The sequence below is a fragment of the Microbacterium sp. KRD172 genome, from assembly GCF_017168295.1.
Classification (GTDB): Bacteria; Actinomycetota; Actinomycetes; order Actinomycetales; family Microbacteriaceae; genus Microbacterium; species Microbacterium profundi.
Map to the genome: position 1 here is coordinate 1,671,623 of NZ_JABFAS010000002.1, position 25,210 is coordinate 1,696,832.

26 protein-coding genes and 1 pseudogene are annotated in these 25,210 nt (G+C 66.2%); 11 read left to right on the top strand and 16 right to left on the bottom strand.

Annotated elements, in window-relative coordinates; genetic code table 11:
- Window positions 1-88: 88 nt before the first annotated feature.
- Entirely contained in the window at window positions 89-2,029 is a 1,941-nt protein-coding gene (gene dxs, locus J1M43_RS08395) for a 1-deoxy-D-xylulose-5-phosphate synthase (protein ID WP_206476463.1), read from the top strand.
- Between the two features lie 27 nt (window positions 2,030-2,056).
- Here the strand turns inward: dxs and J1M43_RS08400 are convergent, their stop codons facing one another.
- The 8 genes from J1M43_RS08400 to J1M43_RS08435 form a co-directional block, all read right to left on the bottom strand.
- Window positions 2,057-2,566: a hypothetical protein gene (locus J1M43_RS08400; RefSeq protein ID WP_152594906.1), complete on the bottom strand. Its 510-nt coding sequence runs from the start codon at window positions 2,564-2,566 to the stop codon at window positions 2,057-2,059.
- Window positions 2,560-3,138 (bottom strand): hypothetical protein, encoded by a 579-nt coding sequence (locus tag J1M43_RS08405; protein WP_033107129.1) that lies wholly within the window; start codon window positions 3,136-3,138, stop codon window positions 2,560-2,562. Before J1M43_RS08405 ends, J1M43_RS08400 begins: the two co-directional genes overlap by 7 nt.
- A 44-nt stretch (window positions 3,139-3,182) precedes the next feature.
- Window positions 3,183-3,860: a TetR/AcrR family transcriptional regulator gene (locus J1M43_RS08410; RefSeq protein ID WP_033107128.1), complete on the bottom strand. Its 678-nt coding sequence runs from the start codon at window positions 3,858-3,860 to the stop codon at window positions 3,183-3,185.
- A 52-nt stretch (window positions 3,861-3,912) separates the two neighbouring features.
- On the bottom strand, window positions 3,913-4,572 hold the full coding sequence (locus J1M43_RS08415; protein ID WP_235272443.1) for a hypothetical protein: 660 nt from the start codon (window positions 4,570-4,572) through the stop codon (window positions 3,913-3,915).
- Window positions 4,573-4,757: 185 nt separating this feature from the next.
- A complete protein-coding gene (locus tag J1M43_RS08420; protein WP_206476464.1) occupies window positions 4,758-6,902 on the bottom strand; it encodes a 3-hydroxyacyl-CoA dehydrogenase NAD-binding domain-containing protein in 2,145 nt (714 codons plus the stop codon).
- An 8-nt stretch (window positions 6,903-6,910) separates the two neighbouring features.
- Complete coding sequence (locus J1M43_RS08425) at window positions 6,911-8,116, bottom strand: thiolase family protein (RefSeq protein ID WP_033107127.1); 1,206 nt, start codon at window positions 8,114-8,116, stop codon at window positions 6,911-6,913.
- A 72-nt stretch (window positions 8,117-8,188) separates the two neighbouring features.
- Window positions 8,189-9,382, bottom strand: coding sequence for an HRDC domain-containing protein (locus J1M43_RS08430; protein WP_033107126.1), 1,194 nt, complete (start codon window positions 9,380-9,382; stop codon window positions 8,189-8,191).
- Window positions 9,375-9,956, bottom strand: coding sequence for a DUF3000 domain-containing protein (locus J1M43_RS08435; RefSeq protein ID WP_033107125.1), 582 nt, complete (start codon window positions 9,954-9,956; stop codon window positions 9,375-9,377). The genes J1M43_RS08430 and J1M43_RS08435 overlap by 8 nt, the downstream gene beginning before the upstream one ends.
- A gap of 25 nt (window positions 9,957-9,981) precedes the next feature.
- Here J1M43_RS08435 and J1M43_RS08440 point away from each other — a divergent pair, with 25 nt between their 5' ends.
- The gene (locus J1M43_RS08440; protein ID WP_206476465.1) at window positions 9,982-11,139 is read left to right on the top strand and encodes a S9 family peptidase; all 1,158 of its coding nucleotides are present in this window, start codon (window positions 9,982-9,984) and stop codon (window positions 11,137-11,139) included.
- Here J1M43_RS08440 and J1M43_RS08445 read toward each other — a convergent pair whose 3' ends face one another.
- Both J1M43_RS08445 and J1M43_RS08450 read right to left on the bottom strand, forming a co-directional pair.
- Window positions 11,140-11,571, bottom strand: a complete 432-nt coding sequence (locus J1M43_RS08445) for a SufE family protein (RefSeq protein ID WP_206476466.1) — start codon at window positions 11,569-11,571, stop codon at window positions 11,140-11,142. It abuts the gene before it with no gap.
- A gap of 19 nt (window positions 11,572-11,590) precedes the next feature.
- A complete protein-coding gene (locus J1M43_RS08450; RefSeq protein WP_206476467.1) occupies window positions 11,591-12,487 on the bottom strand; it encodes a sulfurtransferase in 897 nt (298 codons plus the stop codon).
- A gap of 129 nt (window positions 12,488-12,616) precedes the next feature.
- On the opposite strand from J1M43_RS08450, the gene zapE reads away from it, so the two are divergent.
- The 4 genes from zapE to J1M43_RS08470 all read left to right on the top strand — a co-directional run bounded on the left by zapE (window position 12,617) and on the right by J1M43_RS08470 (window position 15,968).
- Window positions 12,617-13,663 carry a cell division protein ZapE gene (zapE, locus tag J1M43_RS08455; protein ID WP_033107121.1) on the top strand — a complete coding sequence of 349 codons (1,047 nt, stop codon included), beginning with the start codon at window positions 12,617-12,619 and terminating at the stop codon, window positions 13,661-13,663.
- A gap of 116 nt (window positions 13,664-13,779) precedes the next feature.
- Window positions 13,780-15,018 (top strand): ammonium transporter, encoded by a 1,239-nt coding sequence (locus tag J1M43_RS08460; protein WP_033107120.1) that lies wholly within the window; start codon window positions 13,780-13,782, stop codon window positions 15,016-15,018.
- A 28-nt stretch (window positions 15,019-15,046) separates the two neighbouring features.
- On the top strand, window positions 15,047-15,604 hold the full coding sequence (locus J1M43_RS08465) for a type II toxin-antitoxin system PemK/MazF family toxin (protein WP_206476468.1): 558 nt from the start codon (window positions 15,047-15,049) through the stop codon (window positions 15,602-15,604).
- A gap of 85 nt (window positions 15,605-15,689) precedes the next feature.
- A complete protein-coding gene (locus J1M43_RS08470) occupies window positions 15,690-15,968 on the top strand; it encodes a hypothetical protein (RefSeq protein ID WP_206476469.1) in 279 nt (92 codons plus the stop codon).
- A 127-nt stretch (window positions 15,969-16,095) separates the two neighbouring features.
- Here J1M43_RS08470 and J1M43_RS08475 read toward each other — a convergent pair whose 3' ends face one another.
- A complete protein-coding gene (locus J1M43_RS08475) occupies window positions 16,096-17,250 on the bottom strand; it encodes a DUF1611 domain-containing protein (RefSeq protein ID WP_307823344.1) in 1,155 nt (384 codons plus the stop codon).
- Between the two features lie 257 nt (window positions 17,251-17,507).
- On the opposite strand from J1M43_RS08475, the gene J1M43_RS08480 reads away from it, so the two are divergent.
- Both J1M43_RS08480 and J1M43_RS08485 read left to right on the top strand, forming a co-directional pair.
- Window positions 17,508-17,714, top strand: coding sequence for a multidrug transporter (locus tag J1M43_RS08480; protein ID WP_234000250.1), 207 nt, complete (start codon window positions 17,508-17,510; stop codon window positions 17,712-17,714).
- A gap of 91 nt (window positions 17,715-17,805) precedes the next feature.
- Window positions 17,806-18,186 carry an SPW repeat protein gene (locus J1M43_RS08485; protein WP_033107117.1) on the top strand — a complete coding sequence of 127 codons (381 nt, stop codon included), beginning with the start codon at window positions 17,806-17,808 and terminating at the stop codon, window positions 18,184-18,186.
- A gap of 41 nt (window positions 18,187-18,227) precedes the next feature.
- Here the strand turns inward: J1M43_RS08485 and J1M43_RS08490 are convergent, their stop codons facing one another.
- Complete coding sequence (locus J1M43_RS08490; RefSeq protein ID WP_052167051.1) at window positions 18,228-18,602, bottom strand: trans-aconitate 2-methyltransferase; 375 nt, start codon at window positions 18,600-18,602, stop codon at window positions 18,228-18,230.
- The gene (locus J1M43_RS08495; protein WP_033107116.1) at window positions 18,599-19,924 is read right to left on the bottom strand and encodes an ISL3-like element ISPfr2 family transposase; all 1,326 of its coding nucleotides are present in this window, start codon (window positions 19,922-19,924) and stop codon (window positions 18,599-18,601) included. Before J1M43_RS08495 ends, J1M43_RS08490 begins: the two co-directional genes overlap by 4 nt.
- A gap of 340 nt (window positions 19,925-20,264) precedes the next feature.
- Here J1M43_RS08495 and J1M43_RS08500 point away from each other — a divergent pair.
- Window positions 20,265-21,124: pseudogene (locus J1M43_RS08500) on the top strand (IS3 family transposase).
- Window positions 21,125-21,479: 355 nt separating this feature from the next.
- On the opposite strand, the gene J1M43_RS08505 reads toward J1M43_RS08500, so the two are convergent.
- Window positions 21,480-21,791, bottom strand: coding sequence for a putative quinol monooxygenase (locus J1M43_RS08505; protein ID WP_206476470.1), 312 nt, complete (start codon window positions 21,789-21,791; stop codon window positions 21,480-21,482).
- A gap of 107 nt (window positions 21,792-21,898) precedes the next feature.
- Here J1M43_RS08505 and J1M43_RS08510 point away from each other — a divergent pair, with 107 nt between their 5' ends.
- Window positions 21,899-22,840 (top strand): GlxA family transcriptional regulator, encoded by a 942-nt coding sequence (locus J1M43_RS08510; RefSeq protein WP_206476471.1) that lies wholly within the window; start codon window positions 21,899-21,901, stop codon window positions 22,838-22,840.
- Between the two features lie 370 nt (window positions 22,841-23,210).
- Here the strand turns inward: J1M43_RS08510 and J1M43_RS08515 are convergent, their stop codons facing one another.
- Entirely contained in the window at window positions 23,211-23,531 is a 321-nt protein-coding gene (locus tag J1M43_RS08515) for a bifunctional 2-polyprenyl-6-hydroxyphenol methylase/3-demethylubiquinol 3-O-methyltransferase UbiG (protein WP_052167050.1), read from the bottom strand.
- Window positions 23,528-24,535, bottom strand: coding sequence for an NAD(P)/FAD-dependent oxidoreductase (locus J1M43_RS08520; RefSeq protein WP_052167049.1), 1,008 nt, complete (start codon window positions 24,533-24,535; stop codon window positions 23,528-23,530). The genes J1M43_RS08515 and J1M43_RS08520 overlap by 4 nt, the downstream gene beginning before the upstream one ends.
- 64 nt (window positions 24,536-24,599) lie before the next feature.
- On the opposite strand from J1M43_RS08520, the gene J1M43_RS08525 reads away from it, so the two are divergent.
- Window positions 24,600-25,205 (top strand): helix-turn-helix domain-containing protein, encoded by a 606-nt coding sequence (locus J1M43_RS08525; protein WP_033107112.1) that lies wholly within the window; start codon window positions 24,600-24,602, stop codon window positions 25,203-25,205.
- Window positions 25,206-25,210 lie beyond the last annotated feature (5 nt).

Sequence of the window (25,210 nt, forward strand, 5' to 3'; positions counted from 1 at the left end):
ACCGTAAGTTCTCGGACTGCGAGGATAGAATCGACGGATGGAACCGACCGGCTGACCGGCACTGTTCCCGGAACGAGGAGGAGGGCGGATGCCGATTCTGCAGCGCATCAGCGGACCACGAGATCTCGATGACCTCACCCCCGACGAACTCGTGGAGCTCGCCGCAGAGACCAGAGAGTTCCTCGTCCAGAACGTCTCGCGAACGGGCGGCCATCTGGGTCCCAACCTCGGTGTCGTCGAACTCACGATCGCGCTGCACCGCGTCTTCGAATCGCCCGCTGATCCGATCATCTTCGACACCGGTCATCAGTCGTACATCCACAAGCTGCTCACGGGCAGGCAGGACTTCTCGGCTCTTCGCGTGCGTGGTGGGCTCGCCGGCTACCCGCAACGCAGTGAGAGCCCGCACGACGTCGTGGAGTCCTCCCACGCGTCCAGCTCGCTGAGCTGGGCGGACGGCGTCTCCAGGGCCCTGACGGCCACCGGACGGTCGGATCGTCATGTCGTGGCCGTCGTGGGTGACGGCGCTCTCACGGGCGGGATGACGTGGGAGGCACTGAACAACATCACCGACGACAACGACCGCAATCTCGTGATCGTCGTCAACGACAACGGGCGCTCCTACGCTCCGACGATCGGCGGCATGTCCCGCTATCTCAACCGCGTGCGCACGGCGGCGGCCTACAAGGACCTGCACCGCAAGTCCGACCGGCTCTTCCGCGTGTTCGGTCCGGTGGGTCGCGCGATGTTCCGCGGCATCCGTGGCGGCACCCACGGGTTCCTGTCCCGCTTCACGAACAACGAGGCGCTGTATTCCAATCTCGACATAAAGTACCTCGGACCCGTCGACGGCCATGACATACCGGCACTGCTCGAGACACTCGAACTCGCCAAGTCCTACGGTGCTCCAGTGCTCGTGCACGCCATAACCCAGAAGGGGCGTGGTTACCAGCCCGCACGCGACGACGAGGCCGACCAGTTCCATGCCGTCAATCGCATAGATCCGGTGACCGGCGAATCGCTGTCGAGCAGCGGGCAGAGCTGGACCGATGTGTTCTCTGATTCGCTGGTGCGCGTGGGGGAGCGCGACCCGAAGGTCATCGCGATGACCGCGGCGATGCTCCGACCGACCGGCCTCGCTCCGTTCGCGGAGCGCTTCCCCGACCGCGTGTACGACGTGGGGATCGCTGAGCAGCACGCCGTGGCATCCGCCGCCGGGCTCGCCTTCGGCGGACTTCATCCGGTCGTCGCCCTCTACGCCACGTTCATGGGGCGCGCCTTCGACCAGGTGCTGATGGATGTCGCGCTGCACAGGGCGGGTGTCACATTCGTCCTCGACCGCGCGGGAGTCACCGGGCCCGACGGCCCCAGCCATCACGGCATGTGGGATCTCGCGATGCTGCAGATCGTTCCGCACATCCGCATCGCGGCACCTCGCGACGGCGCGCGGCTCAAGGAAGCCCTCGACGAGGCGGTGGCCGTGGACGACGCGCCGACCGTCATCCGGTTCCCGAAGGGTGAGGTCGCCGCCGACATCCCCGCGCTCGAGCGCCTCGATGACGGTGTCGACGTGCTGTCGCGCGGTGAGAGCGAGGACGTGCTGATCGTCGCGATCGGACCGTTCGCAGCCATGGCCATGGATGTCGCCGCGCGTCTTCGTGCGCAGGGCATCGGTGCGACGGTCATCGATCCGCGCTGGGCGATCCCCGTGCAGCGGTCGGTCATCGACCTGGCGCGGTCTCACCGTCTGGTGATCACGCTGGAGGACGGCATCCGCGTCGGCGGCATCGGCACGCGCGTGCGCCAGGTGCTTCGCGAGGCCGGCATCGACACGGCAGTGGATGAGCTGGGGCTGCCGGATGAGTTCATCGATCATGCATCCCGTGATCAGATCCTCGCGGATGCCGGGCTCGCGGCGCCGAAGATCGCACAGGACATCGTGTCCCAGGTGCTCGGCACCCGTATTCCCGTCGCCCGTAATGCGGGGGAGACCGGCGCCATCGACCTGCCTCTGCACGACCGGCGCTGAGGGGGCTCATGCTCGGAGCAGATCTCGTCACACGCCGGTGATCCGCGTGGATTCGCGATGGGATCGCCAGGCGGTCCATGCCCATCCTCCGACGACGGCAGCAACGCAGACTCCCACGACGACCCCGCTGAATGGCCATCCGAAGACGTATCGGGTTGCGGCGGCGCCGCTGAGCAACGCTATCGTACCGATCAGTACGGTACCGATGAGGGCGCCCAGGAGGGCGAAAGCAGCGAGGTGCACGGCGATCGTCCTGGTGGTCGCGAGACGACGCCCGAGGTACCACGCCAGCGGAGAGCTGAGAGCGGCGACGACGGCGGACACCGCTCCGCCCACAGGCAGGCCCACGACGAGGTAGAGCGTCACCATGCTGAGCGGTGGCCCCCAAGGGAGACCGGACTGCACGATCCCCATGCCGATGAGGACAGCCGTCAGCTCGATCATGAAGATGCACCAGGATGCTCGTACCCCACGCCAGAACTCCCGCCGCGTGAACGCCATCGGCGCGGTCTTCGTGCGCGGTGTGACGTTCACCACGTAGTCGCCGTGGTGGAGGACGGGTGATCGAACGCGGCATCTTCGACCGCCGCATCCGCATCGTTGAATGAGCACGTGTGTCGAGTACGCCGCAACACGTAGCTGTCGTCGGCTAGTGCTCTGCGGAATGTGAACCACCAGCCGGCGGGAACAGCGATGACGGACGCCGCCGAGACGACGATCGATGTCGGGACTGCGAAGAACGACGTCCCACCGAGAATTACGCTGATGAGCCACATGCCGATCGCGCCGACTGGGAGGCCGAGAGCGACGTACGCAGAGATATGAAGCGCAATGGCGCGAGTGCGACGCAGCAGGTGACCGATCGGCCAGGCGACCAGAACACCTGCCACCATGACGAACAGTGAGATGGGACCGGCGACGAAAACGGTGACCACCAGGCTCAGCAGTATGAGTCCAATGAACATCATCGTCTGGTCGGACGAAGTCGAGAAGGACGCGTCGGCTATGGATGCTTCCAAGATGATCGTCAGGCCGACGAACACGAGCGCGATGAAGATGAACCAGGTGTACCAGGCGCCGCGAGTGAGTTCATCCCGGGTGAACGCCATCGGCTCATCGGTCGTGCGCGGCGAAGGAAGTGGACGATCCTCACTCAAGACCGCACCTCCGCGACGAGTGTGAGCAGTTCGCGCGATGCCGTGTGGATGCCGGGCACCTTGACGAAGGGGAGCGCAAGGCCGAGTATTCGCAGACCAGCATCCAGCATCCGCTTGGTCGATTTCGTGTCGACGGAGGAATCGTATGTCCAACGAAGGACGAGTGCGAGATACCCGACGAACAAGGCGTGCGGCAGGAGCTCGGCGACGTCATCGGGAAGACGGTGCTGGGCGCCGTCGACAGCCTCACGGAACAAGCCGACGGTCAGCTCACGGGCGGGCCCTGATTCGTCTGCCAGCGGGTTCAGTGGAGAGTCCGGTGGGATCATTGCGGCGAGGAATCCCGGCGCGACGTGCCGATAGGGCGTTACCGCGGCGAGCCCGGTGTCGAAGACCACTCGCAATCTGTCCACAAGGCCCGTCTTCGTGCTGAGGAGCGGGCGAGCTGATGCGGCATGCTCGTGCTGCACGCGGACGTAGAGCTCCTGCACCAGGTGCATCTTGGATGGGTAGTAGTAATAGGCGTTGCTCACCGAGACCTCGGCAATGTCGGCGATGGCCCGCATCGTCGTGTCGGTGTATCCGTGCTCGATGAATGAAGCGATGGCAGCATCGCGGATCCTCGCTCGTGTGCGCTCGCTCTTGGTCTGCGGCCGGTCGCCTGTTTCGAACATGTTCAAAAAATACCACAGGCGTGTCTCACACAGAGCACTAGGCGACCGTGGCTCAGTTGAGTGCGTGCAGTGCGGCGACGGCAGCGGACCCGCGGTCCGTCTCCCGCAGCGCCTGCGAGAGGAGGTACCCGTCGGTGAGGGCGTCGCCGGTGATCATGACGGAGAGGATCTCGATGCCACCGGCGGACTGCGCGCGCTCCGCGCACTGGGAGAGGACCATGACGTTGACGTCCTCGTTGCGTGGCAGCACCGCGCCGTCGGTCGCGTGGATGACGTCTCGCAGAGCGGCGCCGACGATGTTGGCCGCCCGTTCTTTCACGTTCACGACGTCGAGCTCGAAGACGCGAAGATCTCGCCCCGAGGGGACGGGGCGCCATTCGAATGACGCGTGGATGAGATGCTGATGCCCTGTTGCGCCGGTGAGATGACGCGCGGGCAGATCCGTCGATCGGACACGAACGTCGATGAGCTTGTACCAATAGAAGAGCGGGAACGCTCCGTGCGAGCCGGAGTGGAGCACGACCACCTCGCCCGCCGTGCCCTTGCCGGTGCGCACGCTGCGCGATGTGGGCTTGCGGACGATGGGTTTGCCGTTGCGGGTTCGGATCGCCGCCCACCCCTCGTCGACGGTCACGATGAAGAGCTTCAGGAGCGCAGGAACCACGAGCAGCGTGGTCAGGACGGCAGTGCCGGATTTGACGAGAGTGCTCATGGTCCCGGTTCCCAGTGCGCTGAATATCGCATCCACACTCACACTCTGCCTGTTCACCTGCGCGACACGGCGCCAGTTCACGGTCCCGCACGAGTTGTTCACCCGGATTTCGTGAGTGGTTGGCCGCTTGGACGCAGTGAAGGGGCCGCATCCGAGGACACGACCCCTTCGGGTGCGACGCAGCGTCAGACGTGCGCGATGCCGCGGATCGGCGGAGAGTGGAAGGTGCCGTCGAACACGCGTTCCGATGCGCCCTCGCGATCGAGGTACACAGAGGCGCCGCCGTCGATGAACGGCCAGCCGGCACCGAGGATGAGGCAGAGATCGATGTCCTCGACCTCGGGCACCACATCCTCGTCGAGCATGAGCTTGATCTCCTGCGTGAGTCCGTCCTGGACGCGTTGCAGAATCGTCTCAGCCGATGCGGGCGTGCTGCCCAGGTGGCCCTTGAGCGCCTTCTCGGCGGCCTTGGTCCAGCCGGTGACTCGGCCTCCCTTGTCCTTGTCCACGACCTGCTCCAGCTCGGCGAGAGCGTGGAAGTTCTCGTTCGCGTAGAAGCGGCCGGGGAAGTGGCGCACCATCGTGTCCTGCACGTGCGCCGCGACCTTCCAGCCCACCAGATCGATGAGCTGGAACGGCCCCATCGGCAGACCGAGCGGGCTGAACGCCTTCTCGACATCGGCGACGGGGGTTCCCTCGTAGACCGCACGTGCCGCTTCGCCCATGACCTTCGCCAGCAGGCGGTTCACCACGAAGCCCGGGGCGTCGGCCGTGAGCACGGCATTCTTCCCCAGTCCCTTCGCGACGACGAACGCGGTAGAGAGCGTATGCTCGTTCGTGCCGGGTGTCTTGACGATCTCGATGAGCGGCATGACTGCGACCGGGTTGAAGAAATGGAAGCCCACCAGACGTTCGGGGTGAGCGAGCTTCGCACCGATCTCCTCGACCGAGAGCGACGACGTGTTGGTCGCGAGGATCGCGTCTTCGGCGATGTACTTCTCTATCTCGCCGAACACCTGCTGCTTGACGCCGACCTCTTCGAAGACGGCCTCGATCACGAACTCGCAGTCGGCGTACTCGCTCTTGTCGACCGTGCCGTGGATGAGCCCGCGCAGCTGGTTGGCGCCATCGGCGTCCAGACGGCCCTTCGCCTCGAGTTTGCCGATCTCGTCGTTGATGTAGGCCACGCCCTTGTCGACGCGGGCCTGGTCGATGTCGGTGATCAGCACGGGCACGCGCAGCTTGCGCACGAACAGCAGCGCGAACTGGCTGGCCATGAGGCCCGCGCCGATGATGCCGACCTTGGTGACCTTCTTCGCGAGCGCCTTGTCCGGTGCGCCGACCGGGCGCTTCGCCCGTTTCTGCACCAGGTCGAAGGCGTACATGGACGCCGCGAACTGATCTCCGGTGACGAGCTCGCTGAGCGCCTCATCCTCACGGGCGAACCCTTCTGCCCGTGTTCCGCTCTTGGCCTTGTCGAGCAGCTCGAGCGCCGCGTACGGCGACTTCGGCACGGTGCCGATCTTCGACTCGAGCATGCCGCGCGCCATCTTGATGGCGATCGGCCACTTCGTCAGACGCTCCAGCTTGCCCGGCTCGTTCTTTCGCTCGACCTTCTTGCCACCGAGTACGGCATCCGCCCACGCGAGTGAGTTCTCGAGATAGTTGGCGGCGGGGAAGATCGCGTCGAAGATGCCGAGGTCGAACGCCTGCTGCGGCTTGAGCATGCGGTTCTGCTTGAGCGGGTTCGAGATCACCACCTCGAGTGCGTTCTCGATGCCGATGAGGTTCGGCAGCAGATACGCGCCTCCCCACCCGGGGATGATGCCGAGGAAGACCTCGGGCAATGCGACGGCGGCCGCGGAGGCGTCGACCGTGCGATAGGTCGAATTCAGTGCGATCTCGAGGCCGCCACCGAGCGCGAGTCCGTTCACGAAGGCGAACGACGGCACACCGAGTTCGCTGAGCGAGCCGATCACCTTGTGGCCCAGCTGAGCGATGAGCTTGGCCTGCTCCTTCGACTGCACCTTGGAGATGTCCGAGAGGTCAGCACCCGCGGCGAGGATGTACTGCTTGCCGGTGATGGCGACGGCCTGGATCTCGCCGGCCCCGGCGCGGGCCTTCAGCCCGGACAGCGTCTCACCGAGCTCGGTCAGCGTGGCGGGGCCCAGCGTGTTCGGCCGCGTGTGATCGCGACCGTTGTCCAGGGTGATGAGCGCCAGGACCTTGCCGGATGGGAGGCGGATGTCGCGCACGGGGGAGTGCGTGACGACCTCGTCGCCGGCGAGCGCCAGGATGGAGGAGAAATCGATCTTTTCGTAGTCGGTCACGTCGCCGCTCACTTCCGCTTCTTGCCGTCGTAGAAGGGGTTCTCCCAGATGACGGAGCCACCCTGACCGAGGCCCACGCACATGGCCGTGAGGCCGTAGCGCACGTCGGGACGCTCGGCGAACTGCGCCGCGAGCTGGATCATCAGTCGGACACCGGATGCCGCGAGCGGGTGGCCGATCGCGATCGCGCCGCCCCACTGGTTGACACGAGGGTCGTCATCAGCGATGCCGAAGTGATCGAGCAGCGAGATGACCTGGATCGCGAACGCCTCGTTCAGCTCGAACAGTCCGATGTCGGAGATCGTCAGACCGGCCTTCTTCAGCGCCTTCTCGGTCGAGGGGATCGGACCGATGCCCATGATCTCCGGCTGCACGCCGGCGAAGGCGAACGACACCATCTTCATCTTCGGCTTCAGGCCGAGTTCCTTGACCGCCCCGCCACCGGCGAGCAGCGACATGGTGGCGCCGTCGGTCAACGGAGACGAGGTGCCGGCGGTCACGCGACCGTGCGGGCGGAACGGCGTCTTCAGCGCGGCGAGGTCTTCCATCGTCGTCTGGGGACGGCGACCCTCGTCCTCAGTGGCGAGGCCCCAGGCACCGTCGGCGCCCTTGATCGCCACGGGCACGAGGTCGGGCTGGATCTTGCCTGCGTCGTACGCGGCCTGCACCTTGTGCTGGCTCAGCATGCCGAAGCGGTCGGAGCGCTCCTTGGTGAGGTGAGGGAAACGGTCGAAGATGCGCTCGGCCGTGACGCCCATGTTCAGGGCACCGGGGTCGACCATCTTCTCCGCGACGAAGCGGGGGTTCGGGTCGGCGTTGCCGCCGATCGGGTGGTGGCCCATGTGCTCGACGCCGCCCGCGAGGGCGAAGTCGTACATGCCGATGCCGATCGACGCACCCATGGTGGTGACACTGGTCATCGCGCCGGCGCACATGCGCTCGACCGCGAGACCGGGGACGGTGTTGGGCAGGCCGGCGAGGATCGCGACCGAGCGGCCGAGCGTCAGACCCTGATCGCCCGTCTGCGATGTGGCGGCGATCGCGACATCATCGATGCGCTCGGCCGGAATGCCGGCGTTGCGCTCCATCAGACCGATCGTCGCCTTCACAGCGAGATCGTCCGCGCGTGTGTTCCAGTACATGCCTTTTTCGCCGGCGCGCCCGAACGGGGTGCGTACGCCATCAACGAAGTAGACGTCCGAGATCTCGGCCACTCTGCCTCCAAGGTTAGGTTTGACCTCAGACTACGAGTCGTCGGATACCGTGGGGAATCGGTTGGATCGAACCTACGACTCGGACGCGGCGGGCTGATCTGCCGATTGACCGGCTTCTACAAAGGCATCCACGATCTTCTGTGCAGTCTGCTCAATCTGCCACGGCCGCGCGCCGAGATCTGCCAGGGCCGCGCCGACGGCATCCGCCGTCAACTCGGGGGGAGCCCATGCGACCCGCCGAAGCGTCTCGGGCTTCAGCAGGTTCTCCGTCGGCATTCCGAGTTCTTCGGCGCGGGCCTCCACGACCGGACGCGCGAGTTTGAGGCGCGCGTCGGCCTCAGGATTCCGCTCGCTCCAGGCCCTCGCGGGAGGCAGAGCGTCGCTGTGTCCCCGCTCGCGGGGCACCGCTGGAGCCTCGCGCCCCCTGACGATCGCGTCCCACCACCGGTCGAGCTGAGACCTGCTGGCGCGCCCGTTGAACGCCTGGACGCCGGCGAGTGCCTGCTTGCTCTGCGGGTTCGCGAGGACCGCGGCGACCAGCGACCGGTCGGGAACGAGGCGCCCTGGAGATGTGTCCTGTTGCTGCGCGAATTCTTCGCGCGCCTCCCACAGCGACCTGGCGACAGCGAGTCCGCGGGCGCCCTTCACCTGATGCAGACCGCTCAGGCGGCGCCAGGGGTCTTCTCTCGGCGGCCGGGGCGGCTGTGCGAGCGTGGCGGCGAACTCCTGCGCTGCGAAGTCGGTCTTACCCTGCTCCTCGAGTTCGGTCGCGATGACGTCGCGCACGTCGACGAGATGCAGAACGTCGAGCGCTGCGTAGTCGAGCCACGCGTCGGGCAGCGGGCGCGTCGACCAGTCGGCGGCGGAGTGCTCCTTCTTCAACGTGATGCCGAGGGTGTCCTCCACCACTGCTGCGAGGCCGACGCGTTCGTGGCCGAGCAGGCGTGCGGCGAGCTCGGTGTCGAAGATCGTCGCCGGCTCGAGTTCGAGCTCGCGCAGCGACGGCAGGTCCTGGCTGGCGGCATGGAGTACCCACTCGACGTCGCCGATCGCATTCTGCAGCGCGGCGAAGTCGCCGATCGCCGGCGGATCGAAGAGGAAGACGCCAGCGCCGCGGCGGAACACCTGCACGAGATATGCGCGCTGCGAGTAGCGGAACCCTGATGCCCGTTCGACGTCGACCGCGACAGATCCTGAGCCCGCGGCCAGCGATCTGCAGGCCGCCTGGAACTCGATCGGGTCGTCGATGACTCTGTACTCAGTCACGCCCTGCCTTTCGTGCGCCGAACACGGCGATGTTCTCTGAGCCGGGCGGGAGACCGGCGAGCATGCCGACGAGCTCGGCCCATGCTTCCACGTGCGGTCGGAACGGTTCTTCCGGCGTCCAAGAAGATCGTAGTTCGATCTGGGCTCCGTCGCCTTCCTCAGCCAGCGCACCGAAGCCCTTCGAGAGAGTCTTCGTCGCCGTGCCGGACGCGGAGTGGTACGAGGCATCCCGAGAATCTAGAGCGTCCACGAGCCACGACCACGTCACATCCGCGAGGAGGGGATCGGTGCCGATCTCCGGCTCGAGAGGCGCCTGGGCGAACGTCACGATCCGCCATGCTCCGCCCCATGCGGGCGGGGCGTCGGGATCATGCAGCAGGACGAACCGTCCGGTGCCGTAGATCGAGTCACCGTGGTCGTCGGGGCGGACGTCGGCTGCGAGAGCGATCGAGAACGGTGCGAGGCCCTGCGGGGAGGGGATCTCGCGGATCACGATGTCGTCTCGGAAGACCGTGTCGCGCAGCTCGGCTGCGGCACGTTCGAAATGCGCTCCGGCATCGGGATGTGCGCTCACGCTGACAGGCTAGAGTCAGGAAGCGATGAAGAGTCTCAGGCACGCCGTTGCACTGCTCGTCCCTGCGCTGATCGCGATGCTCGGGACTGCGGCCGCGTTTCTCGTGTTCGCGATCGCCCGGCGCGTCGTCACCCCGTCGCCCCGGGCGGCGGACACCGAGATCCTGGCCGTCGACACCGGGGCGCAGACGATCGAGCTCTCGCGCACTCCGGACACCGAGCTCCCCGGTCGCTACGGGTTGTTCACGACGGGCACGCACGGTTATGTGAAGCTCGGCGCCGTGCTGAGCGCAGACGCGACACGCGTACGACGCAAGCTCCTCACGCAGATCGAGTCCGGCGCGAAGATCGATCGGGCCGCCGGGTTCAGCGGCTGGTACTACTCGTCACCGAGCGAACTGCACCTGCCGTGGGAGAACGTGCTGATCGGATCGCCCGCCGGACCGTGCCCCGCGTGGATGTTCCCCGCCGCGTCATCGACGTGGGTCATCCAGGTGCACGGTCGGGGAGTGACGCGTGCAGAATGCCTGCGCGCGGTGCCGGTGTTCCACTCCCTGGGGATGCCGAACCTCGTAGTCTCGTACCGCAACGACGGCGAGGCGCCGCGCAGTAAGGGAGGGTCGTACGCCCTCGGTGCTTCGGAGTGGCGAGACGTCGATGCGGCGATCTCGTACGCACTGCGACATGGGGCGACCAGCGTGCTGCTGATGGGCTGGTCGATGGGCGGTGCGATCGCATTGCAAACCGCCGTGTCATCCGCGCACCGCGAGTCGATCGCAGGGCTCGTGCTCGATTCGCCTGTGGTCGATTGGCGCAACGTGCTTCGTTTCCAGGCTCGTGAGGAGGGCATCCGCGATCCCTTCCCCGCCCTGGCGATGAACGCTCTGTCGTCACCGCTGACCGCACGCCTGTCCGGCTCGGAGTTCGTGATCTCGTTCGACAAGCTCGACATGGTCGCACGCGCGGACGAGCTCACCGTGCCGATCCTCGTCCTGCACAGTGAAGACGACGGCTTCGTTCCTGCTGACGCCTCGCACGCCCTTGCCGAGGCGCGTCCTGACCTCGTCACGATGCCGACATTCACCGGCGCACGGCACACGAAGATCTGGAATTATGACCAGATCGGCTGGACTTCCGCGATCACCGACTGGATGGCGGCGAACGGCTTCACCGCTTCGGAGTGATCAGCGCTTCTGGGTGACCTGGCGCTTGACACGCATCAGCATCCCGGTCATGCCGCCGATGCGCAGCGGCGAGACCGCGCGAGTGAGGCCGATGCTCTGCGGATAGTCGTCGGGGATGGCGAGCACCTCGTCGGCCGTCAGACCGCTGATGCCCTGGACGAGGATGCTGGCGAAGCCGCGGGTCGTCGGCGCCTCCGCCGGCGCCGTCGCATGCATCGTGACGACGTCGTCGTGGACTTCGACGTAGATGTACACGGGCGACTGGCACTCTGCGACGCGCTCGTACATCTCCGGATGGTTCGCGACTTCCTCCGACACCTCTGGGAGCTCGTTGGAGAACTCCAGCAGCAGCTGAAGGCGCTCGTCCTCCGGGAGCTCGAGGAAATCGTCGCGGATCTCCGCGAGCGGGTCAGGAACGTGTGTGGTGCTCATCCCTGCCATTTTCACACGCTCAGAGGGTACCTGGCTCGTTGCCGGTGACGATCGGCACACGCACCGCGCTGCCCCACTCCGTCCAGGATCCGTCGTAGTTGCGCACGTTCGCGAACCCGAGCAGGTGCTTGAGCACGAACCAGGTGTGGCTGGAGCGCTCACCGATGCGGCAGTAGGCCACGACGTCGTCGCTGTCATTGAGACCCGCTCCGTCGCGGTAGATCGCGTCGAGTTCCGCGCGGGTGCGGAAGCCGCCGTCTTCTGCGACGGCCTTCGCCCACGGCACGCTCTGTGCGGTGGGGATGTGCCCAGCCCGCAGTGCCCCTTCGTCCGGGTACGCCGGAGCAGTGGTGCGCTCACCGCTGTACTCCTCTGGGGAGCGGACGTCGATGAGGGGTCCGCTGCCGATGAAGGCGACGACGTCGTCTTTGTAGGCGCGCAGAGCCGAGTCGTCGCGCTCGACGATCGGGTACTCGGTCGGCGTCGCCTCGGTGCGGTCGGTGGTGATCTCGCGACCTTCATCGATCCAGCGGTCGCGCCCACCGTCGAGGAGGCGCACGTCCTCGTGGCCGAAGAGCGAGAAGACCCAGAGCGCATATGCCGCCCACCAGTTGTTCTTGTCGCCGTAGATCACGACGGTGTCGTCGCGGGAGATGCCCTTGCGGCTGAGCAGAGCGGCGAAGCCCTCTCCGTCGACGTAGTCGCGCACGACGGGGTCGTTGAGCTCGGTGTGCCAGTCGACCTTCACGGCGCCCGGAATGTGACCCGTCTCGTAGAGGAGCACGTCCTCGTCGGATTCGACGACGACCAGACCAGGCTCGCCGAGGTGTGCTGCAAGCCATTCGGTGGTGACGAGCCGTCCTGGCTCGGCGTACTCGGCGAACTTCTCGGATGAGGAATCGAACTCGATGGTCACGTGGCGCTCCGGGGTGAGGTGCGAGCGAAGGCTCTGGCTGGGACGGCGTAGTGTTGAGCCGTCCCTTAGACGATAGAGCCGTTCCGAGCGCCTGGCACCCGTTCTGTAAGACTTCGACACAGGAAACGAATGACCGACACGACCAGCCCTGACGTCGCGCACCTCACCGAGCGCCAGCCGGTGGTCACCGGACCCGAGATGCTCGCGAGTCTGGTGCCGCCCCCGCAGTTCGACGACGCGACGTTCGAGAGCTATCGCTCGGATGCCGAGTTCCCCTCCCAGGCTGCGTCGAAGGCATTGCTGGCGAAGTTCGCAGGGCGCGGAGCGCCCGTCAAGCGCGGAGGCCTCTTCAGCCGTGCGAAGAAGGAGCCCGAGCTGAAGCCTGGCGTCTACCTGGATGGTGGCTTCGGCGTCGGCAAGACCCATCTGCTCGCATCGATCTACCACGCGATGCCGGCACGGCGGAAGTACTTCGGCTCGTTCATCGAGTACACCGCTCTCGTCGGAGCGCTCGGCTACCGCAACACCGTTGACCTTCTCCGCGGTGCTGATCTGATCTGCATCGACGAGTTCGAACTCGACGATCCGGGTGACACGATGGTGATGACGAGGCTCCTCGGAGAGCTGGTGAGCACGGGCACCCGCCTCGCCGCCACCTCGAACACCCCGCCGAATGCCCTCGGCGAGGGCCGCTTCGCCGCACAGGACTTCCTCCGCGAGATCCACGCGATGTCGGACAGCTTCGAGACCATCCGCATCGACGGAGTCGACTTCCGCCAGCGTGCGCTGGACGGTCATGCCGTCGCGCTGGACGATGCCGCGTACTCCCAGCGCATCGCGGCTGCATCGGGGACGGCATCCGATGATGTCTTCGGAGATGTCATCCGTCACCTGGCCAAGGTGCACCCGTCTCGGTACATCCGGTTGATCGACGGACTGTCGCTCGTCGGCCTCCGCGACGTGCAGGTGCTCACCGATCAGTCGGAGGCGCTGCGCTTCGTCGCGTTCGTCGACCGCGTCTACGACGCGCAGCTTCCGATCGTCGCGACCGGTGTGAGCCTCGATCAGGTCTTCGCGGAAGAGATGCTGGGCGGTGGATACCGCAAGAAGTATCTTCGCGCCATTTCCAGGCTCAACGCACTCACACATTCTGCGCAGCAGCCCAGCATCGCGTAACGCGATGGTTACACCCGGCTCACGGCTGTAACCGGTCGGAAACACTCACTGCGCATCCCGGAAATTGGGCATCGCCACACTGAAGCTCTCAATTACTTCGGATGTGAGGTTTTCCTATGGATGCTCCCGGCAACATCTCGTGGGCGATCACCGCGACAGCGCTGGTCCTTCTGATGACACCAGGCGTCGCGTTCTTCTACGGCGGTCTCGTCAAGGCGAAGAGCGTGGTCAGCATGATGATGATGAGCTTCGGCTCCATCGGACTGGTCGCGGTGCTCTGGATACTGTTCGGCTTCTCGATGAGTGCAGTGGAGAGCCCGACGCAGTTCGCGGGCAACCCGTTCGCCGACTTCGGTCTGAGCAGTCTCGCAGCCGGTGAAGGGTCGAACGTCGCACTCCTCGGCGTCGCGTACGGAGCGACCTTCGCGATCATCACGGTCGCGCTGATCTCGGGCGCCATCGCGGATCGCGCCAAGTTCGGCAGTTGGCTGATCTTCGCCGGCATCTTCGCCACGGTGGGCTACTTCCCGATCGCCGCCTGGGTCTGGGGCGGTGGCTGGATCATGAACCTCGGCACCACCCTGTTCGGTGAGGACAGCGGCATCGCCGTGATCGACTACGCCGGTGGCACGGCAGTGCACATCAACGCCGGTGCTGCCGCTCTCGCCCTCGCTCTCGTGCTCGGCAAGCGCATCGGATTCCAGAAGGGCATCCTCAAGCCGCACAACGTGCCGCTGACGCTGCTGGGTGCGGCCCTGCTGTGGTTCGGCTGGTTCGGCTTCAACGCGGGTGCGGAGTGGCTGTCCGACGACATGGGCGGTGTCGGCCTGATCGGACTGAACACGCTGGGTGCGACGGCTGCCGCCATCCTCGGCTGGATTCTCATCGAGAAGATCAAGGACGGCAAGCCCACCTCGGTCGGTGCCGCCTCCGGTGCGGTCGCAGGTCTGGTCGCCATCACTCCGGCCTGCGCCAACCTGACTCCGGGCTGGTCGCTGCTGCTCGGCGCCCTCGCCGGTATCGTGTGTGCTCTCGCGGTCGAATTGAAGTTCCGACTCGGCTTCGACGACTCGCTCGACGTCGTCGGCATCCACCTCGTCGGCGGTCTGCTGGGCACGATCTACCTGGGCTTCTTCGCTTCGGAGACCGGATTGCTCGTCGGCGGCGACGCTCGTCAGCTCGCGGTTCAGCTGATCGCCGCACTGGGTGTGCTGATCTACTCGTTCGTCGTCGCCTTCATCATCGGCTTCGCGATTCAGAAGACGATCGGCTTCCGCATCACGAACGAGGACGAGATCGCCGGTGTCGACTCGGTCGTCCACGGTGAAGAAGGGTACGCGCTGGTCGACGCCTGATCCGCAGGGTCGCCGATAGGGTGACGGGGTGACCTCCTCCAAGAGCATCCTGTCTCAACTCGCCGACATCGTCCTGAAGGCACTGACATCCCGAACGCCCCGCTCTCCTGAGAAGGAGGCGGGGCGTTCGCGTGCGTCTGTCACTGTTCCGAACGGCGGCGACGCGGGGCAGTTGCGGGGGCGCGAGACCATGCGGGTCGATCCCGAGCTCATCACAGACCTGCAGCTCGGCTACAGCCCTGCGAAGGACGACGCTCCGGATTCCGGCGAGATCATCTGGACGTGGGTTCCCTACGAGGAGAACGACGGCAGGGGCAAGGACCGCCCGGTTCTGGTGATCGGTCGGCAGTCCGCCGACCGCGTGTACGCGGTGCGGATGACGAGCAAGGCGCATGATGGGGACACGGACTACCTCTCCATCGGCAGTGGCGCCTGGGATGCACAGGGACGGGAGTCGTGGGTCGACATAGAGCAGCTCTACAGCGTGCACGAGGGCGGGATGCGACGCGAGGCAGCAGTGCTGAAGCGGGCGCTCTACGATCGCGTGGCCGCGGCGCTGATCACGCGCTACGGATGGGCTCGTTGACGCTAAGCGTCATGCGCGCAGCGCTTCGCTCAGCCAACGCGCGTGGAGTCGCCAGGGATCTCCCGCTCGCTCGAACCCGCGAGACGTGAGCCTGGAGTTCACGACTGAATGTGAACCACTCGCCGCCCTCGCGCAGTTGCGCGAACTCACGATGGCGCTGTTGTTCGACGGACCTGTCGCCGCGTTCGAAGGCCAGGAGTTCATCATGGCGGATGCTGGCGAGCCGCTGCCGCGGACGCATGCTCGTGCCGATCTTCACCCGACGGTCGAATCGCAGGTAATAGACGACATCGATGCGGGGGAGCGGCAGGTCAGCATCCGGCACATCGCCGTAACGCCAGCCGCACGCGGAGCATGTCCATGATCCTGCAACTCGGCGTCCGCGGCTGTCTCCGCACAGAGTGCAGGGGCCGGGCAGGGCAGCGTTCTTGACCATCAGATGGAGACGTTACCCGCGGCCGAGGACATCGGTGCCGAGTAAGTCGACTTCGTCAGGCCGATCGCTGCGTGAGCGCCTTCGACAGTTCGGGGAACGCCTGCAGCACCATGTCGACGAGTTCGTCCAACGGCCTGGTCAGCGGATCCGTCGCGGGGACTCCGAGGTCGAGTTCGATCTCGTCGATGGCTGCGGCGATCTGCGTCTCGGTGAGGTTCTCGTGGTTCACGGTCACGCCGATCACCCGGGTGTCGGCGAAAGCCTCGATCAGGGTGACTTCACTGGCGACGTCCGGCATCGGCATCATAGGGAAATCACCGAGCACGCGTCGGCCCGGCGCATGCTGGACGATCACGCCGGCCGGACGACTGCCGCGGAGGATATGGGCCGAGGTGAGATACGCGGGATGGCTGAGCGCGCCTTGACCTTCGACGATGATCACATCGGGATCCTCGCCCTCGAAGGCGGCGACGACCTGATTCTCGACCTCGCCGGAGCAGAACTGCGGCACCAGCGCGTCGAGCGCCACACCGTATCGACCGCCCTGGATGATGGTGGTCTGTCCTGTGCCGACCATGACGGCGCGGATGCCGCGGTCGTTGAGCGCCTTGACGAGCAGCGTCGACGTCGTCCGCTTGCCGACCGCGCCATCCGTGCCGAGAACCGCGATCCTCGGGCAGGTGACGTCGAAGATCCGCCCGGAGAAGAGATGGAGGTCCTTCTTGTCCTTGGGCCGACGCACATCAGTTATCGTGACGCCGGCGAGGAGCGCGGCCGCGGCGAACTCCGCGTCGTCGTTGAGGAACTCATGCAGGCCGTTGATGATGTGCATGCCGCGCGCGACGCCGTCGAGCAGTACGACCCGCTGCGCGTCCAACAACAGCCCGTCCGCTGGCGCTACGCCGCAGATGAGGTAATCCGGCGTGCTGCCGGCGTGCGCTATGGCTTCCGTGAGACTCGCGAGGATCGGGATGCCGTTGGCGACGCCGTCGAGCACAGTCCCGGCATCCGCCCCCGCGTGGTGGCTGTCGATGACGCTGAGGATCTCGTACTTCTCGGAATGACGGACCAGGCCGTTGGCGGTCTTGCCGTCCTGTTCGGCGAACTGCGCCTCGCAGTAGACGATGGCGGTCGAACCGATGGGCAGTGTCGGAAGCGATCTTGCGTCGGCGTCTGTGCGGGAGTCTGTTGAACGGGTGTACGGGTGCACGGGAATCGGGTCTCCTCAAGGTGATCCAGAGGAGGCGACGGAGAACGAAATGGCCAGAACGGGCCCGTTGGTCGACAAGAAGTCTTCCCTGACGCCGGCAAGATGCCGACTTCGCTCACCGTAGCAGTGAAAAATGCGGGTAAGGCGTGAACCGCGACCGGGCCCATCGCATAGCCATGTCGACCGCTGACGACAAGCCCCTGCTCTCCGGACCCGCCCACGCATACGCTGGGGAACCCCGGACGAAAGGATGCGGTGTGTCACACGAAGAGATGAGCAAGGAGCGGAAGCGCGAGGATCAACTCACGACGGCGCCAGACGCCACCGAGGCCGATGCAGCGCCGCGGGTGGAAGTGACCGAACGTGAGGGCGTCACACGGGTGGACGTCGCCGAAGACGCGGCGGTGCGGCCAGGACCGGGCCCGGGGATGCCGGAAGCGGACGGAGATTCCGACTCAGCGTGATAATGCTCTCGTCGGCATCCCATCCGATTTCCCCACTGCGCCGAACCTCTGATGACAGCCGCGATACCGCGGCCATACTCAAGGAGGAATCATGCGCTTCATCCCCACCAAGGTTCACGGCGTCCTCGACTACCTCGTCGGCATCGCGCTCATCGCGGCGCCGTGGCTGTTCGGGTTCGCCGGGGTCGGAGGACCTGCCGTCGTCATCCCGATCGTGCTCGGCGTCGGACTGATCGTCTACAGCCTCTTCACGAAGTACGAATGGGGCCCCTTCGGACTCATTCCGATGCCCGTTCACCTCGTGTTCGACATCGTGGCGAGCCTGTTCCTCGCACTCTCGCCCTGGATCTTCGGCTTCGCTGGCGAAGCGCTCAACGTGTGGCTGCCGCACGTCGTGGTCGGCGTCACAGTGATCATCGTCGTGCTGTTCTCCAAGACCCAGCCCGGGCCCAGCGCGAACCGGAACAGCTGAGCCGCTTTCGACCTGAGAGCGAGCCTGCGCGTGCGCCGTGTCTAATCGACCCGGCGCACGCGCAGAACTGTGTCCACGAGGACTACGTCCTTTTCATCACGCCACTTCACCGTCCGCTCGATCAGCGCGTTCGCCTCTACGATCCATCCGGTGGGCAGATCAAGCGATGCCAGCACCTCGTCGGGAGTCGGGAAAGGCGGGATCTCGGTGTCGTGCACATGCTCAGACATGGGCGGAAAGCCGCCGTGTCCGACGACGAGCAGCCGTCCGCCCGGTGCGACTGCAGACACGGCACGCCGCAGGATGGCCTCCCGTGGGAAATCGACGGGGGAGTGCATGAACGCCGATGTCACGAGGTCGTACTGCGCCGACGGACGCCAGGTCGTCAGGTCGGTCTGTAACCATTCAAGGCTCATCCCAATCGGGGGTGTAGGAGTTGGGGTCTGAAGCCGCCGGTCTCGAGCAGGCTTCGGGCGATGTAGTTGGTCAGGTTGCGGAACCCGAGTGCGGAGCCGCGCAGGTGTTCGAGCCGTCCGTTGAGTGCCTCGGTCGGCCCGTTGCTGGTGCCGGGTCGTTCGAAGTAGGCGAGCACGTCGGCGGCTCGCTTCTTCAGGGTCCGGGCCAGGGTGGTGAGCTCGGTGAGCACCTTGGGGACGCCGGCGCTGAGGTCGGTGATCAGCTTCTCCATGAGCTCGCGGCCACGTTGCCGGTCCTGGTGGCGATAGGCGGCGATCATGCGCTGGTAGACACCCCAGGTCGCCTCGACCTCGACGTGAGCGTCATCAACGAACAGCGCGCGTAGCCTGTCGCTCTGCGTGTCGGTGAGCAGGTCCGAGCCGGTGTGCAGCGTGCGCCGCGACTTGTAGAGCGGGTCGTCCCTGAACCCACGGTGCCCGTGGATCGCGAGTTGGACCCGGCGCCGGCACCTGTCGAGGGCGTCACCGGCCAGGCGCACGACGTGGAAGGGATCCATCACCGTGACCGCGTCCGGGATCTCCTCTGCAGCGGCGGTCTTGAACCCGGTGAAGCCGTCCATCGCGACCACCTCGACCGCGTCACGGAAGGCGTCGTCGCGGTCGGCGAGCCAGGTCTTGAACGCCGCCTTCGACCGGCCCTCGACCATGTCCAGCAGCCTTGCTGGGCCGGCGCCATCGCGGACCGGGGTGAGGTCGATGATCACGGTGACGTACTTGTCGCCACGCCTGGTGTGGCGCCAGACGTGCTCATCGACGCCAATGACCTTCACGCCCTCGAACCGCTTGGGGTCGTTGATCAGCAGCCGCTTGCCTTCGGCCAGGACCGCGTTGTTGGCGGTGTCCCACGCGACCCCGAGTCCCTCGGCGACACGGGCGACGGTGAGGTGTGCGACCACGATCCCTTCCAGCGCCCACCGCAGCCCGGTGCGCGAGAGCTTCGCGCGTGGCTCCGCCGCGGCGCTGGTGTCTTGGCGCCACACGTGTCCGCAGTCTGCACAGCGGTAGCGGCGCACTACAACTTCCAGCACGGTCGGTCGCCAGCCCAGCGGCTCGTGGGCCAACCGCCGGATCACGGTGTCACGAGCGGCGCCTTCGCTGCCGCACCGTCGGCACCACTGATCTGGTTCCACCACGCGGCACGCGAGGACCGCACGATCCGGTTCAAGTCGTTGTCCGGTCACGCTCAGACCGAGGCCGTCGAGTCGAGCGAAGGCGGTCAGGTCAGGGCGGCCGAAGCCGGCCGGCGGGGTAGCGTCGGGCACGTCGAGGTCTTTCGGATGGATGGCGTAGGAACCTCCGTCGTCGGGAGACCTCGACGTCTATCTGCGGACCGACGCGCCCGGCCGACCTACACCGTCATCTGAGAAGACCCCTGAAACGTCTTCGCCGACGACGGGACCGGCGAGGAGGAGGGCGCGGTGAGCTAAAAGAATGGAGCTTGCTCGGCTTCGACGCCGCCGCAAGCTCCGGTGAAACGGTCGGTACTGGTCGGTCGTCGTCGGTCACCACCGGATGGCGGCGTCCTCCACGCTCGGGGCGCTTGACCCCTGATCTTGGACACGCTGATTCCAGCACGATGCTGGGGAAGCGAGAATCCAAGGGATGGCTAGGAAGAACTACACGGACGAGTTCCGGCAGCGCGCGGTGGACTTGTATGAGTCCACGCCGGGTTCGACGCTCAAGGGCATCGCCGGGGATCTCGGGATCTCTCGGGGTGCGCTGAAAGAGTGGGTCGACAAGTTCGGCTCCGGGGTCACGGTTGCCGCTGCGTCACCGCCGACCTCAACGACGGTGTGCCCGTGGCGGAGCGGGTGAATCACAAGCGCGCCGCGCGGGTAATGCGTGAGCACCGTCTCGCGGGGATCCGGTTGCGACGACGGGTGAAGACCACGATCCCGGACCAGTCCGCCAGGCGCTTCCCCGACCTGATCGGACGGGACTTCTCCGTCGGCGACCCCGGCCGCCGCTACGTGGGCGACATCACCTACCTGCCTATCGCCGACGGCACGAACCTCTACCTCGCGTCCTGCATCGATCTCGGCTCCCGGAAGCTCGCGGGCTGGCAAGTCGCCGACCACATGCGCACCGAACTCGTCGAAGACGCCCTCCGTGCCGCGCACCGCGACCGCGGGTCGCTGGTCGGCGCGATCTTCCACTCCGACCACGGCAGCGTCTACACCTCGAAGGCCTACGCCGCGCTCTGCGAGCAGCTGGGCGTGACCCAGTCCACGGGCGCGGTCGGCACGAGTGCCGACAACTCACTCGCGGAAAGCTTCAACGCCACGCTCAAGCGCGAACTCCTCGCCGGCCGGTCAGCGTTCCCGGACCAGGCCACCGCCTACCGGGCCGTGTTCCGGTGGGCGAACCGCTACAACACTCGCCGGCGCCACTCCGCGATCGGCAACATCAGCCCGAACGCCTACGAAGCCGCACGCTCCGCTACGCTCGCGGAAGCGGCATAACCGAACCGACACCGTGTCCACGATCAAGGGCCAAGGCCCCGGCGTTTGCGCAGGTCAGCGGCTCGTTCGCCCAGTGGGCGCATCAAGCGATAGACGCAAAGCCGACGTGATTAGGTCGTCGGTTCGATTCCGACAGGCGGTTCGGTTCTGGTGGTCGCGCGATGCGCTGGCCTCACGGCTCTGCCCGACACCGACGTCGCTCTCCTCTGCGACGGACCCCTCGCCGGCTGAGCGCTCGCGGCCGGCATCCTGTCCGTGTGCCGATAGGCCTCGCACCGCTCGGCAACGCAGCGTGGCGTTGCGTCGCGACCTGGCGACGGCTCGGCGGGGCGCGATCGTCTCGTGCGTTGGCGGACTACGGGAGCTTGGACGCGAGGACGTCGGCCGCCAGGATCTCGGGTGCTGCGCCGAGGAGGTGCTGGTTGGCCATCAGGGCTGCGACGATGGCGCCGTTGGCGTGGGCGTCGCGAGCGGCCTCGTCGGGGAATGCATCGAAGATCCAGAAGGTGTCGGCGTGGGTCCTAGCCGCGAACCAGACAATCGTTCCTACTTCTTCGTTGGCGAGTGCGACAGCGCCGGCGAGCAGATCAGCGAGCGCGTCGTGCTGTCCATCGGCCGCGACGATCTTGGCGACGAAGGCATACGGAAGTGATGAGGGTGTGGACATGAGGGGTTCTCCTTGCAGTCGGGGTTCTTCGTGGGACGAGTTCAGCCTATGACGAGCGAGGGCCGATGGGGAGTGGCGTATACGGCAGTATTGCTATCATTAGCGCCATGCGTATCGGACTGATCGCGATCGACGGCTGCCTCGGTTCGGCGGTCGCGTCGGTCATCGACATCGTGCGGGTGGCCGACGGAGCCCGCGGCGATGTCGACCCGCGGATCGACCCGATCGAACTCGCCATCCTCGGACCGAAACGGCGAGTGACCACGACGGCATCGATGACCCTGTCGGTGGACCACCCGCTGCCGGAGTCCGGAGAGTTCGACGTGGTCGTCGTCCCTGCGCTTGGAACCCTCACGGCCGCCGCTACCCACGACGCCCTCCAGAGCCGAGATGCTCGTTCGGTCATCGCCTCACTCGGGCGCCTCGACGAGGCGACCACCCGGATCGCCGCGGCGTGCACCGGCGTGTTCGCCGTCGCCGAGACAGGACGGATGCATCATCGGCGGGCGACGACCAGCTGGTTCCTGGGGCCGGAGTTCCGGAAGCGCTATCCGACCGTCGCCCTCGATCTCGACACCATGGTCGTGGTCGACGGGAACCTCGTCACCGCCGGCGCCGCCTTCGCCCACATCGACCTCGCGCTCTCACTCGTGCGATCGATCAGCCCCGACCTGGCCCAACATGTCGCCAAGCTCCTCATCATCGACGAGCGCCCGTCGCAGGCGGCCTTCGTCGCCTACGAACATCTCCGGTACGAGGACCCGATCGTCGTCGAGTTCGAACGCTTCGTGCGCGCCCGCCTGGACGAACCGTTCAACGTCGCCTTCGTCGCGCAGTCGCTCGGCACCAGCCGGCGCACCCTCGAACGACGAGTCCGTGCGGCGCTCAACCTCACTCCGCTCGGCTTCGTCCAACGGCTTCGCACCGAACGAGCTCGGCACCTCTCAGCAACCACGCACCTCACCTCCGCCGAGATCGCGCTACGGGTCGGCTACGCGAACGCCGAGACTCTGCGCTCCCTCCTGCGCAGGGAGCGACGCCGTTCCTGACCTATCGCCATGCCTGTAGCCGGTGTCCTAGCGCTCGACTGGAACCACCTCTCAGCACGTCGCGTCGACGCTCCTGCGTCGCCCCTGGACGACCCACTCGACACGCCCGCAGCACAGCCCATGTGACGTGCCCCGGCTTCCCGGCCGGTCGGGGTTGGGTGGCTGTGATGTCGCTGCGTTCTCGTCGAGGGGGTCAGCAGACTCGATCAGAGCCGATTGGGATGAGACGCGAAGGCGGTTAGGTCAGGGCGGCCGAAGCCGGCCGGCGGGGTAGCGTCGGGCCCGTCGAGGTCTTTCGGATGGATGGCGTAGGAACCTCCGTCGTCGGGAGATCTCGACGTCTATCTGCGGACCGACGCGCCCGGCCAACCTACACCCTCATCTGGGAAGAGCCCCATTCGATCCGGTCGGATAGTCCCGCCTTCGCAGCCTCTGCTGCGCCGACCTCCAGAGCGATCGAAGAGATGTCGAGCGCGGTGACGTACCACCCTCGAGCGGCGAGCCAGAGTGCATCAGCGCCTTCGCCGGATCCGAGTTCGAGCGCCGTGCCCGGCGTCAGCTCAGACACCTGCTGAGCCACCGTCGCGTTGACCCGCCCACTCCATATCCGCCCGTGCTCGGTGCGTCGACTGACATACCGCTCATCCCAGAATCGAGTCGCGTCTGTCGCGGCATCCGGTTCGTGAGTCACCGCACTCCCGCTTCCTGATCGGCGTTCACTGCTCGGGCGGCGAGCGCGACCTCCTCCGCGACGAACTCTCCGTTCAATGCGAGCGCGGCTGTGGCGCCCGACCCCATCGCGATGGGAACCAGCGCGGCCGGATTCGCCGTGTTTCCCACCGCCCAGACTCCGGGGACGCTCGTTCGTCCGAACTCGTCGACCGCGGGCCACGCGCCGAAAGGCGTTTCGGTGCGCGCGGCACCGAGCTGCTGCAGCGGTTCATCGAGCGGGACGAGTCGCGGTTCGGCGAAGATCGCCTCGATCTGTACGACCGTGCCGTCGGCGAGTGCGAGTCCGGTCAGCCGGTCTCCGTCGGAAACGACGCGTGTGACGCTCCGGTGTTCGAGGTGGATGCCGCGCTGCTCGAGGATGAGTCGATCGGTTTCACCGATCGGGTCTGCGAGTGCCGTGAACACGGTGATGTCGGCGGAATACGAGCGCAGCATGTGCGCCTTGTGGATGCCGGCGGCAGAGCCCAGCAGCACACCGATCCTGCTCCCGACGGCTTCGCGGCCATCGCAGTACGGGCACGCGACGATGCCACGGCCCCACTGCTCTGCGATCCCATCGATCTCGGGGAGCACATCGCGAGTTCCCGTCGCGACGATGAGGCGACGCGCGGTGATGCGGGCGCCTGCTTCGGTGATGACCTCGAATCCGTCGGAGACAGCGCGGGTCTCGATCACGCGCGCCGTTCGGATCACTCCGTCCGCAGCCAGAACCTCGCGTCGGCCGTCGGCCACGAGATCGAGAGGGGAGTAGCCGTCGCGGCTCAGCACGCCGTGCATGTGCGGTGCGAAGCGGTTGCGCGGCTCCTGTGCGTCGAGGACGAGAACACGTCGTCTGGCGCGCGAGAGGATGAGCGCGGCACTGAGGCCTGCGGCGCCGCCCCCGATGATGATGACATCCCAGAGTTCGTCGGGTGTTGCAGTGCCGGTTGCGGGTGTTGTTGATGTTCGGTCGTCGCGTGTCATGTTCCAAGAGTGCGCAGATGGTACCGTTGTGGCAAATATCTGTGCTGAATCAGCAAGGAGAATCATGCCCGACGACTCGGTCTCACTCATCGGCCCCCGACTCAAGAGCTGGCGCGAGAAGCGCAGTATGACCCTCGCCGACCTTTCGGAAGCGACCGGGATATCGTCGAGCACGCTATCGCGCCTGGAGGCGGGAAAGCGGGCGCCGAACCTGGAGCTCGTCGTGCCGATCGCCAGGGCGCTGAGGCTGGAACTCGACGACATCGTTCCGCGTAAAGCACCGGACCCGCGTGTGGCACGCACCAGAAAGCGCATGGGGGACACCTGGTATGAGTCGCTCTCGCCTGAATCCAGTCCGGTGCAGACCTATAAAGTCACGTTTCCGGCGAACCCGGCAGGCGTCGCCGCCGTGCCGGAGCCGAAAGTGCACGACGGGCAGGAATGGCTCTACGTGCTGTCGGGTCGTCTCCGTCTCGTGATCGGTGAGCAGGACGTGGTGCTCGGTCCCGGAGAAGCTGCCGAATTCGACACGCGCATCCCGCATTGGTTGTCGGGCGTCGGCACCCGACAAACGGAGCTGCTGTCGATCTTCAGCAAGGAGGGCAAGCGCATCCATCTGCGCGCGCGTCCTGCTGCTCCATCCAATGGGAGCACGGAGACACCTCAATAAGTGAG

Coding starts and splice junctions, on each gene's coding strand:
- J1M43_RS08460 (WP_033107120.1), top strand. CDS start 13,780: ATGGATGCTCCCGGCAACATCTCGTGGGCGATCACCGCGACAGCGCTG.
- J1M43_RS08405 (WP_033107129.1), bottom strand. CDS start 3,138: ATGGCGTTCACCCGGGATGAACTCACTCGCGGCGCCTGGTACACCTGG.
- J1M43_RS08510 (WP_206476471.1), top strand. CDS start 21,899: ATGCGTATCGGACTGATCGCGATCGACGGCTGCCTCGGTTCGGCGGTC.
- J1M43_RS08440 (WP_206476465.1), top strand. CDS start 9,982: ATGAAGAGTCTCAGGCACGCCGTTGCACTGCTCGTCCCTGCGCTGATC.
- J1M43_RS08525 (WP_033107112.1), top strand. CDS start 24,600: ATGCCCGACGACTCGGTCTCACTCATCGGCCCCCGACTCAAGAGCTGG.
- J1M43_RS08415 (WP_235272443.1), bottom strand. CDS start 4,572: ATGAGCACTCTCGTCAAATCCGGCACTGCCGTCCTGACCACGCTGCTC.
- J1M43_RS08410 (WP_033107128.1), bottom strand. CDS start 3,860: ATGTTCGAAACAGGCGACCGGCCGCAGACCAAGAGCGAGCGCACACGA.
- J1M43_RS08520 (WP_052167049.1), bottom strand. CDS start 24,535: ATGACACGCGACGACCGAACATCAACAACACCCGCAACCGGCACTGCA.
- dxs (WP_206476463.1), top strand. CDS start 89: ATGCCGATTCTGCAGCGCATCAGCGGACCACGAGATCTCGATGACCTC.
- J1M43_RS08505 (WP_206476470.1), bottom strand. CDS start 21,791: ATGTCCACACCCTCATCACTTCCGTATGCCTTCGTCGCCAAGATCGTC.
- J1M43_RS08490 (WP_052167051.1), bottom strand. CDS start 18,602: ATGAGCCTTGAATGGTTACAGACCGACCTGACGACCTGGCGTCCGTCG.
- J1M43_RS08485 (WP_033107117.1), top strand. CDS start 17,806: ATGCGCTTCATCCCCACCAAGGTTCACGGCGTCCTCGACTACCTCGTC.
- zapE (WP_033107121.1), top strand. CDS start 12,617: ATGACCGACACGACCAGCCCTGACGTCGCGCACCTCACCGAGCGCCAG.
- J1M43_RS08445 (WP_206476466.1), bottom strand. CDS start 11,571: ATGAGCACCACACACGTTCCTGACCCGCTCGCGGAGATCCGCGACGAT.